At 55.8% G+C, this 12233-nt stretch carries 13 protein-coding genes and 1 pseudogene; 4 read left to right on the top strand and 10 right to left on the bottom strand.

From position 1 onward, the window contains the following. Positions 1-3: 3 nt before the first annotated feature. Positions 4-1020, top strand: coding sequence for a glycosyltransferase family protein (locus tag ACM67E_RS00275; protein WP_416191692.1), 1017 nt, complete (start codon positions 4-6; stop codon positions 1018-1020). A 110-nt stretch (positions 1021-1130) separates the two neighbouring features. Then, on the top strand, positions 1131-1379 hold the full coding sequence (locus ACM67E_RS00270) for a BolA family protein (RefSeq protein ID WP_416191691.1): 249 nt from the start codon (positions 1131-1133) through the stop codon (positions 1377-1379). Between the two features lie 480 nt (positions 1380-1859). On the opposite strand, the gene ACM67E_RS00265 is transcribed toward ACM67E_RS00270, so the two are convergent. The 4 genes from ACM67E_RS00265 to ACM67E_RS00250 all read right to left on the bottom strand — a co-directional run bounded on the left by ACM67E_RS00265 (position 1860) and on the right by ACM67E_RS00250 (position 6086). Continuing rightward, positions 1860-2738 carry an ATP-grasp domain-containing protein gene (locus ACM67E_RS00265; protein WP_416191690.1) on the bottom strand — a complete coding sequence of 293 codons (879 nt, stop codon included), beginning with the start codon at positions 2736-2738 and terminating at the stop codon, positions 1860-1862. A gap of 626 nt (positions 2739-3364) precedes the next feature. Then, entirely contained in the window at positions 3365-3796 is a 432-nt protein-coding gene (locus ACM67E_RS00260) for a pseudoazurin (protein ID WP_416191689.1), read from the bottom strand. A 30-nt stretch (positions 3797-3826) separates the two neighbouring features. Continuing rightward, on the bottom strand, positions 3827-4621 hold the full coding sequence (locus tag ACM67E_RS00255; RefSeq protein ID WP_416191688.1) for an ABC transporter ATP-binding protein: 795 nt from the start codon (positions 4619-4621) through the stop codon (positions 3827-3829). A gap of 241 nt (positions 4622-4862) precedes the next feature. Further along, positions 4863-6086: an ABC transporter substrate-binding protein gene (locus ACM67E_RS00250; protein ID WP_416191687.1), complete on the bottom strand. Its 1224-nt coding sequence runs from the start codon at positions 6084-6086 to the stop codon at positions 4863-4865. On the opposite strand from ACM67E_RS00250, the gene ACM67E_RS00245 reads away from it, so the two are divergent. Further along, entirely contained in the window at positions 6080-6202 is a 123-nt protein-coding gene (locus ACM67E_RS00245) for a hypothetical protein (RefSeq protein WP_416191686.1), read from the top strand. The two genes, ACM67E_RS00250 and ACM67E_RS00245, sit on opposite strands and share 7 nt — an antisense overlap. Positions 6203-6226: 24 nt before the next feature. On the opposite strand, the gene ACM67E_RS00240 is transcribed toward ACM67E_RS00245, so the two are convergent. From ACM67E_RS00240 to ACM67E_RS00230, 3 genes are all read right to left on the bottom strand, one after another. After that, a complete protein-coding gene (locus ACM67E_RS00240) occupies positions 6227-7261 on the bottom strand; it encodes a FecCD family ABC transporter permease (protein WP_416191685.1) in 1035 nt (344 codons plus the stop codon). A 285-nt stretch (positions 7262-7546) separates the two neighbouring features. Next, complete coding sequence (locus ACM67E_RS00235; RefSeq protein ID WP_416191684.1) at positions 7547-8656, bottom strand: ABC transporter substrate-binding protein; 1110 nt, start codon at positions 8654-8656, stop codon at positions 7547-7549. 320 nt (positions 8657-8976) lie between these two features. Next, a complete protein-coding gene (locus ACM67E_RS00230; protein ID WP_416191683.1) occupies positions 8977-9312 on the bottom strand; it encodes a zinc ribbon domain-containing protein YjdM in 336 nt (111 codons plus the stop codon). A 17-nt stretch (positions 9313-9329) separates the two neighbouring features. Between ACM67E_RS00230 and ACM67E_RS00225 the strand changes: the two genes are divergently transcribed. Next, entirely contained in the window at positions 9330-9584 is a 255-nt protein-coding gene (locus tag ACM67E_RS00225) for a hypothetical protein (protein ID WP_416191682.1), read from the top strand. Here ACM67E_RS00225 and gltX read toward each other — a convergent pair. The 3 genes and pseudogenes from gltX to arsC form a co-directional block, all read right to left on the bottom strand. After that, positions 9543-10937 (bottom strand): glutamate--tRNA ligase, encoded by a 1395-nt coding sequence (gene gltX, locus ACM67E_RS00220; RefSeq protein ID WP_416191681.1) that lies wholly within the window; start codon positions 10935-10937, stop codon positions 9543-9545. The two genes, ACM67E_RS00225 and gltX, sit on opposite strands and share 42 nt — an antisense overlap. Positions 10938-11052: 115 nt before the next feature. Beyond that, positions 11053-11711: pseudogene (locus ACM67E_RS00215) on the bottom strand (YdcF family protein). 30 nt (positions 11712-11741) lie between these two features. Next, positions 11742-12101 carry an arsenate reductase (glutaredoxin) gene (gene arsC / locus ACM67E_RS00210; RefSeq protein ID WP_416192787.1) on the bottom strand — a complete coding sequence of 120 codons (360 nt, stop codon included), beginning with the start codon at positions 12099-12101 and terminating at the stop codon, positions 11742-11744. Positions 12102-12233: the final 132 nt, after the last annotated feature.

Genomic DNA, 12233 nt, shown 5'->3' with positions numbered 1-12233 from the left:
AAAATGAAAATCCTATACGGCGTACAGGCCACGGGCAACGGCCACATCACCCGCGCCCGCGCCATGCTGCCCGCTTTGCAGGCGCACGGAATCGAAGTGGATTTCGTGTTCAGCGGCCGCGACGAAACCGGGTATTTCGATATGGAATGTTTCGGCACATACCGCACTTTCCGCGGCTTTACCTACCGTATGCAGGAAGGCCGCGTGCGCCGTTTCGACACCTTGGCCGATGCCCGCCCCTACCGTTTTGTGCAGGACGTATTGGCGTTGGACGTGCGCGCTTACGATTTGGTGCTGACCGATTTCGAACCCGTGAGCGCATGGGCGGCGCGGCGGCAGGGTGTGCGCTCGGTCGGTTTGGCGCACCAATACGCGCTCCTGTATCCGCTGGCCGGTATGCCGCCGCCACCGCTTCTGCCTTTCGGTTTGAAAGCGTTTGCGCCTGCCGACGATTACCTGGGCTTGCATTGGCAGTCGTTCGGCCAGCCGATTCTGCCGCCGCTGGTTCAGGTCAACCCGCATCCGGTTGATGACAAAGGTTTTATCTTAGTGTATCTGCCGTTTGAAGATTTAACGCGGGTCAAAACCTGGCTTCGCAGCGCGCCCCAGCAGCGTTTTCGGATTTACGCGGCTGTGGATAAAATCGTTTCAGACGGCCTGATTGAAGTGCACCCCTTTTCGCGCACCGCCTTTCCGCGCGATGCCGCCGAGTGCAGCGGCGTGATTTGCAACGCCGGTTTCGGCCTGTGCAGCGAAATGATGGCCTTGGGCAAAAAATTGCTGGTGCGTCCGCTGGATAACCAGGCAGAGCAAGCATCCAACGCCAAAATCCTGCAAAAAACGGGGGCGGCCGACGTGGTACATCAGTTCGATTCCGCCACTCTCCGCGACTGGCTGCAACGCCCCAATCCCGCGCCGGTACGCTTTCCCGATACCGCATCGGCAGTCGCCGACTGGCTGGCCGGCGGCTGCGCCGAGCCTGTGGATAAAATGGTGGAAAACGTGTGGGCGCACGATTGATTGCCCGAGGCCGTCTGAATGATACCTGCGTTTCAGACGGCCTTTCATCATTCGTTTCAAACGATTATTCTGTATAATGCAGCCATAATTTTTGCAACGAAGGAACACTCATGTTAAGCCCAGAACAAGTCAAAGCCATGATCGAAGCCGTGGCCGCCTGCGAACACGTCGAAGTGGAAGGCGACGGCCACCACTTTTTCGCCGTCATCGTTTCGTCCGAATTCGAAGGCAAAGCCCGCCTCGCCCGCCACCGCCTGATTAAAGACGGTTTGAAAGAAAAACTGGCCAGCAACGAACTGCACGCGCTGTCGATTTCCGTGGCGGCCACCCCGGCAGAATGGGCAGCGAAACAGGCCTGATTGCGGCATACGGTGCAAGGCCGTCTGAAAAGTAGCTTTACTTTTCAGACGGCCTTTATCAAAATAATCTTTCGTAGGGTGGGCATTCATGCCCACCAAATACCTTAAAACTACCAACTTCCTTATAAAATTCATGTAGATAAAGAATTTTTATCCTGCCTTTATCTACTGAAAATTACCCGTCGTCTGAAAAATGAGACCACTTTTCAAACGGCCTTTTTTCATCACAACGTTGGGTCATGATCCAACCTACGGCTGTTTTCCCATAATCGCGCAACGGGCAACCTCAGGCAGGTTGGGTTGGAAAACCGACAAATCGCTCGGTATCTTTAGACTGTTGGGTCTCGACCCAACCTACGCCCAATTGCCAAACACCTTAAAGTTACCAACCACCTTATAAAATTTATGTGGGCAACGAGTGCCCACCTACCCCTGAAAACGGAATTTTTCAGACGGCCTTCTCCTGCCTGCAAAACAAATTCACGCCCTGCTCCGAATTTCTTCAATCTGCGCCTCTACGGCTTCGGCAAAACGTGCGGCGGCCCGGCTGCAAGTGTGCAGGTACAGCGCAGGTTCAATCAGTTCCAATTCGTTCAGCAGCAAAGTCCCGCCGATGACCGTGCCGTCCACGCGTGCGTAAAGTGGTGTTTTCGGCAGGGTGCGCAATGCGGTTTCGGCGGTCTGTATCACGGCATCGGGCGGATTTTCGGGGCGGATTTCCACGCCGTAGGCGGAATTGGCGCGCCATTCGCCCTGCGGCGGCTGACGGCGCACGGCGTGGCTGTATGCGCCGCCGAAAAACACCAGCGAGGTTTCGCCCGCCTGTTCGATTTCGCGGATATAGGGCTGCACCATCAGGCCGTCTGAAACATCGACATCCGCTCCCAAGGATTCGCCCAAACGGATTTTGCGCACGCCTTTGCCGCTTTGTCCGACGGCGGGTTTCACCACGGCTGCGGTCCAATTGTTCTCCTGCATGATGCGCTGCACATCAAGATTTTGCCCGTTTGGGCGAAACTCGCTGCGCTCACTTTCAGACGGCATGTACACGCTCGGAATGACATTCACGCCGCGGGCGGCCAAGTCGATGAGGTAGCGTTTGTCCATGTTCCACAGCATCAAATCGGGCGGATTGAAAAACGTCTGTCCGCGGGCGGCGGCGGTGCGTATCCACGCGGTAAAGGCGGCGGCTTCGGCGGCGTAATCCCACGCGCACAGGGGCAGGACAAACGGCGTCTGCGGTGCGTTTTGCCAAACGTCGAACTGCGTGGCGATGCTGCGTTGTTCCAGTTCGGCGGCCAAGGGGAGCAGGTTTTGCGGCGGCTGCGGATAGGCGCGGCAGGTGGTGATGGCGAGCATGGGCATTCCGTAAAAATGCGGACAAACTGAAGCCTTTGCAAAATCCAAAAGTATTCAAAAATCTCTAATCCGTCATGAGCTGCGCAAGTCCGCTGCGCCCCCCCCCGCGCAGGCACACTACTGTCCGGAACAAATCCAACAGGCCGTCTGAAAACCTGAAAGGCCGATATTTTCAGCATTTACAGCTTCTGTCGGACTCAAAATCAGCAGTATTTGGGCTGCTGCAATCTGCGCCCTCTCCTGCGCTTAGCGCGGGGGAGGGTTGGGGAGGGGGTGATGTTTCGCAGAAACATTAAAATCTGCTGAAACTCAGGCAAAATGTACTTCTGCGAAGTACCACCCCCATCCTGACCTTCCCCCGCGCTAAGCGCAGGGGAAGGGACAGATTGCAGGAACTTCAAAATTTACTGTCGGAATCGAAGCAGTTTTGCGGAATCAGTGTTCACTAACTATCTGATATTTCAAAATTTCATTTTTGCTGAAATATAAAACTGCTAACATTTTGATATTTAATAAAAATTATTCCGGGTAATAGTGCGCCGGCACGGGGTAGTGCAGCGGACTTGCGCAGCTCATGACGGACATAGATGTTCAGGCTTAATCTCAATTTTGCAAAGGTCTCAAACTTACTTCACTTGTTCCAGATATTTTTTCAGACGGCCTTTGTTCTGCATGGCGCGTTTTTCCATTTCGTCCACCGCCGCCTGCGCTTGGGCTTTGTTCACGGGCTTGCCGACCTGAATCACACCGCTCATGTTCATCAGGCGGTGCGGCGGGCAGGTGTAAACGTACACGCCTTCTTTGGTCAGCTTCAGGGTGAATTCTTTGTCCAATTCGCTGAGGAACGCTTCCGCGCCTTCGGGTACGGCTTTGCTCTGCACCCAATGGCCTTTGTGGGTCGGCTTGAAGGTGACGGTGTCGCCGACGGCGGCTTTGATGACGGCAGGCTCGAACACCATGCCGCCGTCTTTGCCGGTATCGAGCATTTTCACTTCGTGGTTGGCGGCGAACGCGCCGGCGGATGCGGTCAGCAGCAGGGCGAACAGGGATTTTTTCATTTCGGTTTCCTTATGGTAGATGCAAACTGATTAAGCGGTAAACGTTTGGCCGCTTTCAGACGGCCTGTGCCGCAGCGGACGAATCACTGGCGCGCCGAAGCGGTCGTAAAGCAGTTCGACGTCGACTTGGTACAACGCGCCGATTAAGTCGGGCTGCAACACGTCTTTCGGCGCACCCTCGGCGTGGACTTTGCCGCCGCCGATTAAAATCAGGCCGTCTGAAAACTGGGCGGCCAGACTCAAATCGTGCAACACCATCACGGTCGTCAGGTTCTGCCCGCGGGTATAGGCGGCCACGCGCTCGAGCAGGTTGATTTGGTGGTGCATGTCCAGCGCGGAAACGGGTTCGTCCAGCAGCAGGATTTCCGGCCGACGCATCATCACTTGGGCAAACATCACCAGCTGCCGCTGGCCGCCGCTCAGGCGCATCACGTCGCGGTGCGCCAGATGCGCGATGCCGAGCATTTCCATCACCGCCGCCGCTTCGTTCAGCAATTCGTCGCCGACGTGCAGACCCAAACCGTCCATGCGCCCGAGCAGCACCACTTCCAACGCGGTCAGCGAGGCTTCGGCAAAGGTGTCCTGCGGCATATAGCCGATGCGTTTGCGCCAGCTTTGCAGGTTGGTTTTGCTTAAGGGTTCGCCGTTGTAGCGGATGCTGCCGCGGTGCGCCACTTCGCCGAACAGGGTTTTCAGGAGCGAGGATTTGCCCGTGCCGTTGGGACCGAGAACGGTATAAACCTTGCCGCGCCCGAGCCGGAGCGTGAAATTTTCGGCAACGGTAAAGCTGCCGCGTTTGACGGAGACGTTTTCTAAAATCAGCATTTCAGACGGCCTTTTTCGGGAGAACCGATACGGTTCTACGGTGGGGTTTACACCCTATCCAACAGGGTTTTCAGACGGCATGGATATGGGTTCAGGCCGTCTGAAAAATTTTCGTGCTTCACGCAAACAACGGCATAGGTTGGGTTGCCAAACCCGACGGATACTTGCGTATTCGGAATGCATCAAGGTTTTCAGACGGCCTCGGCAATCCATTCAGGCCGTCTGAAAAAATGCGCGCGCTTCACGCAAACAGTGCGGCAAACCAGTTTTTAATCCGCTGCCACAGCGACGGTTCGGCGGCCTGTCCGTCCGCAGGTTGGGCGGCGGCATCGGCAACCGACGGGTTTTTACAGTCGTCCAAGCCGTCGCAGCCCAAGCGGATGAAGAACGTGCCTTGCGGTTCGACGGGCAGGTATTTGCGGTGGAACGCGCGGTAGGTTTCTTCGGGGTTCACGTCGGCAAAGGCTTCGGGATAAAGGGCTTTGGCGATGAACTGGGCGGAGGCCAAATCGGAAAGCGAACGTGAGGCGGTGTGGTAGATGCCGAACACGCGGCCGTTTTGAACGGCGGGAATGTCCGCCCAACCGGCACGTTGGGTAAAGCCTGCCAAACGTTTTTGCGCTTCGCCGGCGGCAATGTCGATGCCCATCGCCATCGGCGTCGGCTGCTTCAGGCCGACTTCGGTGCCGGAAATCACGACGACATCGGGCTTCGCGGCGAGAAACTGCTCGGGGTTAATCGGCCCCCAGTCTTTAATAAACGGCGCGGCGATGTTGTCGCCGCCGACCGTATCGGCAATCGCGCCCCACATGTTTTTGCCGAACGTGAAGCTGTGTTCGGCAGGGCCTTTGTCGCCGAACTCGATGTAGATTTTCGGTTTGGGTTTGCCCGCTTGCGCGATGCGTTTTTGAATGTCGGCCATGCCCTGCGCGTATTCGTCGGCGGCTTCCTTCGCCCGCTCGGGCGTACCGGCGATTTCACCGAAGAGCTTCGCGCTCGCCGTATGGCGTTCCACCGTTTGCGCGTTGAAATCGACCACCACCACGGGGATGCCGGCTTTGTCGAAGCGCGGCATTTCTTCTTTCAGCGTATCGTACTGCCAGTCGGCCAGCACCACCACATCGGGCTTCATCGCCAGCGTTTTTTCAAACGAAAACGTGCCGGTGTTCACATTGCCGATGTCGCCGATGTTTTGCAGCGACGGGATTTTCGCAGTGTAGAGCGACCAGCTTCCGGGGTTGAATTTTTCCCAAAATTCGCGCGAAATGCCGACCACGTTTTTGAAATTCTCGGCACCGGTCACGGCGATGTAGTCGGGATAATAAAAGCCCAGCACCACGCGCTTGGCGGGCACGTCAACCTTCACTTCGCGGCCGCGCACGTCGGTGAGCGTTTTCACTTCGGCTTTCGCCGCAAAAGCCGCGGCGGCCAGAAATACGGCGGTCAGGAAACGGGAAAATGTCATATCAAACCTTTCATCCGCTTTCAGACGGCCTCACGGCGCACACAGGCCGTCTGAAAAATTCAGGGCAGCAGCAAATGCCGCCAAAATGTGCGGTTTCGGTTTTCAGACGGCCTTAACATGATTGGAGGCCGTCTGAACACTCACCGCTTGGTCAGTACAATCCAAAAGAAAAACGGCACGCCGACAAACGAGGTCACAATCCCCACCGGAAACAACGCACCGGGAATAATCACTTTCGACAACACGCTGGCCACCGACAGAAAAGCCGCGCCCGCCAGCATCGAGCCGGGCAGGAAAAAGCGTTGGTCTTCGCCGAGCAGAATCCGCGCCACATGCGGCGCGACCAAGCCGATAAAGCCGATGACGCCGACAAAACTGATGGCCGTGGCCGTCATCACGGCGACCAGCACCAGCGTTTTAATCCGCAAGCGTTGCAGGTTGATGCCCAAACCGGCGGCGCGTTCCTCGCCCAAACGCAGGGCGGTCAGCTTCCATACGTCTTTGGAAAGCAGCGTCACGCACACCGCGGTCACGGCGGCGGTTACGGCCACGGTTTCCCAAGTGGCTTTGGTCAGGCTGCCGAACAGCCAAAACAGAATCTGCTGCGAAATTTCCGGCGCGGCGATAAACTGAATCAGCGACAAAACCGACTGGAACAGAAACAGTAACGCAATTCCCACCAACACCAGCATGGCCGAATTGAAGCGGCGGACGGAAGCAAAAGCAAACAGCACCGCCGCCGCCAGCATGGTCATCACAAACGCCCCGATCGGCACGGCAAACGCGTGCGACAAACCGAATCCGCCGAACGCAATCACCAGCGATGCCCCCAAACCGGCCGCCGCCGCCAACCCCAGCGTATAAGGGCTGGCCATCGGGTTGTTGAGCAGGGTTTGGATTTCCGCCCCGCCCACGCCCAAAGCCGCACCGACCGCCAAAGCCATCAGCGCCATCGGCAGACGCAAATCATAGACGATGACCTTGCTCATTTCGTCCGCGCCCTGAAGGTTCAGCAGCGATTTCACCACTTCGCCCACCGGCAGCATCGACGGGCCGGTGGCGATGTCGAACACGAATCCGACCATGCCGACCGCGAAAAAAGAAAACACAACCAGCCAGCGTCTGCGCTCGAGCGCGCGCTGGGTTTTGACAATATCGGCGGCGGTAGGGGTCATAAGGTTTTGATTATCAAGATAGATTAAGAAAACGAAGTTTCTGCAAAGCTAAAACGGTTTTTCAGACGGCCTGTTCAAAACAAAAGCTGTCTGAACCACTACACCGCATCTTCAGCCCAACAGAATGCGTAGGGTGGGCACTCGCTGCCCACGCAACCCCGGACAAACATCGGAGGACGAAAAACGCCAAGCTGCCCGATTTTGCAGCGGAAGGCCGTCTGAAAAACGGTACGGCCGCGCTTGTTGCCAAACACCGCAAACCGCACCGTCATCAAACCGCCCGTTTTATTTCGGATAAGTATAGAACGTCCCGCTCGGCACCACCGGCAGGTTTTGCCGGTAGAAATCCAAATAAGTTTTGTCCGGATTCAGGTCTTTGAAAAGCTGCGGATACACCGCTTTGGCCATAAACTGAATCGACGCGCCGTCTGAAAGCGTGCGCGAATTGGCATGGTATGCGCCGTAAACGCGGTTGTTTTTCACCGCCGGCAGATTCGCCCAGCCCGGACGTTTGGCAAAACCGGCCAAGCGGCGTTCTGCGTCGGCTTTGCTGATGCCCCAGCCCAATACCATCGCCTGAGGGTTTTTCTTCACTTCGGTTTCGCGGCCGGTAATCACAATCACATCGGGCTTGGCGGCCAGCACCAATTCCGGATTGATCGGGCCGTAGTATTCCACCGCTTTGGCCGCGATATTGTCGCCGCCCACCAAAGTGGTCATCGAACCCCACATGCTCTTGCCGAACGTGAAGCTGTGTTCGGCCGGGCCTTTGTTGCCGAATTCGGTATAGACCTTAGGCTTGGGCAAACCGGCTTTCTTCACGCGGCTCTGAATGGTATCGACGATGCGCTTGTAATCGGCGGCGAGCTTGGCGGCTTTTTGCGGCTGGCCGGTCAGCGTGCCGATGATTTGGGTGGATTTGATGTGTTTGTCGACGGTTTGCGCGTTGTAGTCCAACACCACAATCGGGATGCCCGCTTTGTTGATGCGGTCGAGATCCGAACCCAAAGCCTGATACTGCCAATCGGCCAACACCAGCAAATCCGGTTTCAAAGCCAATACTTTTTCCACCGAGAACGTACCGACCTCCACTTCGCCCACGTCGGCCAACTGATTCAGCTTCGGCACGGCCTTACTGAACGCCGCCCAGCTCGGCGGTGCCCACTCCGACCACACGGCTTTGGAAAAACCGACGACATTGTCCAGCGCATTTTTACCGCCGACAGCCATATAGTCCTGATAATAAAAGCCCAAAACCACGCGCTTGGCCGGCAAATCCACAGTGACCTTACGCCCTGCCACATCGGTAATCTGAACCGGCTTGGCATAAGCGGACACCGCACCCAGCGACAAAACGGCGGCTACGGCAAGAGACGGAAAATGCAAAATTTTCATCGGATTTCCTCACTTTTTATTTAATGAAAATAATTACTATTTATTTAATATATATGGAAACAAATGGTAAATCAAGTGAAGAAATGATGGAAAGGCCGTCTGAAAAATTCGGGAAATCAACCGCCGCAGCAAACCGATAAAAAGACATAAAAATGAAGACAAAACAGCTCTGCCGGTTCCGACGGTTGCGACAATCCGAAACCTTATAGCAATCGAATAAAAGTGATGCAAATACCGTGATAACAAATAAAAAAAGACCGTCCAAACACTATTCGGACGGCCTTTGATACGAAATCAGCAAGGTACTTATTCTAACAAAATCAAGCCTTTTTGACAAACTCGGATTTCAGGTTCATCGCGCCGAAGCCGTCGATTTTGCAGCCGATATTGTGGTCGCCCTCCTGCAAGCGGATACCTTTCACTTTCGTTCCCTGCTTGATAACCGACGAGCTGCCTTTTACTTTCAAATCCTTAATCAGCACCACCGTGTCGCCGTCGGCCAAATCTGCTCCGTTGGCATCTTTGACCGACAAAACGTCATCCGCCACTGCGGTTTCACCTGTCTGCCATTCGTGGGCGCATTCGGGGCAGACCAACAGTTCGCCGTCTTCGTAGGTGTATTCGGATTGGCATTGCGGGCATGGAGGGAATGACATAATGGTTCCTTATTCGAATGGGTTTGAAATTGCATGGGATTATAAACGAAACAGGCCGAGACATCGGCAAAACCCAACTGAAACCCGGAAATCTGCACACGTCATTAGCTACGCAAGTCCCTGCACTGGCGAAAATGACGGATTGCATGTTTCTGCACATTTACGAATTTTGCAAAGGCCGCAGGCCGTCTGAAAATTTTCAGACGGCCTGCGCCATACCCGAATCGGGTTTAACTGCGGATACGGCGCAACACTTCTTCCTTGCCGATTAAGGCCAGCACTTCGTCCACGCTCGGGGTTTTGGCGGTGCCGCACACGGCCAGGCGCAGCGGCATACCGAGTTTGCCCATTTTGATGCCTTCTTCGTCGCAGAACGGTTTGAATAAATCGTGAATGGCGGCGGCGTTCCAGTCGGCCAAGCCTTCGAGTTTGTCGGCGAAACGCAGCATCCGCGTGGGAGCTTCGTCGTCCCAATGTTTCTGCACGTCGGCTTCGGCAGGGGTTTGTTTTTCGTAGAAATACAGGCATTCGTCGGCCAGCGCGTTCAGATCTTGAGCGCGGTCTTTCACCAATGCCAACACGTCTTCCAGCGTAGGTTTGGCGGTGTCGTTGATGCCGCGCACGGCCAAACGCGGGGCAATCAGTTCCGCCAGTTTTTCAGACGGCATGGCTTTGATGTGTTCGGCGTTAATCCAATAGAGCTTTTTCAAATCCATGCGGCTGGGGGATGGGGAAACATCTTTCAAATCAAACCATTGGACAAACTGTTCCATCGTGAAAAATTCGTCGTCGCCGTGCGCCCAGCCGAGCCGCGCCAGATAGTTGAGCATGGCTTCGGGCAGGATGCCCATCGCGCCGAAATCGGTGATGGCCACGGTGTCGCCGCTGCGTTTGGAGATTTTTTTGCCCTGCTCGTTCAAAATCATCGGCAGGTGGGCGTATTCGGGCAGTTTCGCGCCCATCGCCTGCAAGATATTGATTTGTTTCGGGGTGTTGTTCACATGATCGTCGCCGCGGATGACGTGGGTCACGCCCATGTCGAAGTCGTCCACCACCACGCAGAAATTATAGGTCGGCGTGCCATCGGCTCGGGCGATAATCAGGTCGTCGAGTGCTTCGTTGGGAATGCTGATTTCGCCTTTGACCAAGTCGTGCCAACGGGTTACGCCGTCAATCGGGGTTTTGAAGCGGACGACGGGTTCGATGCCTTCGGGCACGGGCGGCAGGGTTTTGCCGGCTTCGGGGCGCCAGCGGCGGTCGTAAGTGGCCGTGCCTTCTTTTTCGGCCTTTTCGCGCATGGCTTCGAGTTCTTCTTTGCTGCAATAGCAGTAGTAGGCCGCGCCTTTTTCCAAAAGCTCGGCGATGACTTCTTTGTAGCGGTCGAAACGGCGGGTTTGGTAAACCACGTTGCCGGCGTTGTCGTAATTCAGGCCGACCCAGTCCATGCCGTCGAGAATGATGTTCACCGATTCGGCGGTGGAGCGCGCAAGGTCGGTGTCTTCGATGCGCAGTAAAAATTCGCCTTTGTGCTTGCGGGCGAACGTCCATGAAAACAGGGCGGTGCGCACGCCGCCGATATGGAGGTAGCCGGTGGGGCTGGGGGCGAAACGGGTTTTGACGGTCATGATGAATACTTTCATTGTATTGAATTTTAAAGGCGTATTGTACTGTTTTCGGGCATTTTGAACAAATCAAAGGCCGTCTGAAAATGCGTTCAGACGGCCTTTGATGATGCCGGTTTCAACGGCGGCGGGTCAGTATGCCCCATACCGCGTCGCTCCAACTTTCGATTTGGTAGAGAAACAGCGCGTAGCTTTCCTGAAGCAGGAATTTGTCGCGTTTTTTCCGGCCTCGTAGAGCGTGGTCGGCGTGGCGGAAACGGTGGCGTTCATGCCGAAATTTTTGGCGATGGCCTGCGCACGCGCCAGATGGTAGGGATCGCTCACGATGACCAGGCTGCCGATTCCGTTGGGGCGCAATAAAGGGCGGATGTTTTGCAGGTTTTCGTAGGTATTGCGCGAAGTGTTTTCAAACATGATGTGCCGCGCGGGAACGCCCTGCTTGATGGCATAGCGCCGCCCGACTTCGGCTTCGGTCATGTAGCCTTTTTTCGGCGTGCCGCCGGTGAAGATGATTTTATCCACGCGCCCGCTTTGGTAGAGCGTGATGGCATGGTTGATGCGCTCGCGGAACACGGGCGACGGGCGTTTGTCCCACGCGGCCGCGCCCAACACCACCGCGGCATCGGCATGGAAATCTTTCGGCAAAACCTGATGCCCCATGCGGTACACCTGCCAAACCGTTCCGGCAAACGCCGCCGACACCAGCAGCACGCTGAGTGCCAGGCCGCGCAGCAGGTAAAAGCGCAAGCCGGTTCGACTGTGGAACAGATGGGGCATTTTCAGACGGCCTCTCAGGTAAAATCGGCGTTACGCCAATAATGCTTCGATGTTTTCCAAAGGACGGCCGATCGCGGCGCGCTCACGCCCCACCAAAATCGGCCGCTCCAGCAGCGCGGGATGTTCGGCGATGGCGGCGAGCAGATCGTCATTGCTCAAATCGGGCGTGTCCAATCCCAATTCCTGATACAGGCTGTCTTTCACGCGCATCATGCCGCGCACATCGCTCAAGCCGAGTTTTCGGAACATGTCCTTCAGCGTTGCCAAGTCGGGCGGCGCGGTCAGGTAGTGGACGATTTCGGCTTCGATTCCGCGCGTTTCCAACAAAGCCAAAGCCGCACGCGATTTGCTGCAGCGGTTGTTGTGGTACAAAATCCATTCAGACGGCATCATCATATTCCTTTTGTGAATCATCTTATTATCGACCGCATTGCCGGTTTGCTCAACCATGTCGGCAGGCAGTTAGGAATAAATCTCATTTTTGTGCAAAAATCCAACACCTTGACCTGAACCAAAACACAG

The organism is Neisseria sp. CCUG12390, from assembly GCF_047837985.1.
Classification (GTDB): Bacteria; Pseudomonadota; Gammaproteobacteria; order Burkholderiales; family Neisseriaceae; genus Neisseria.
The sequence above is the reverse complement of the archived record's forward strand: the minus strand, read 5'-3'. Positions and strand labels throughout refer to the sequence as shown.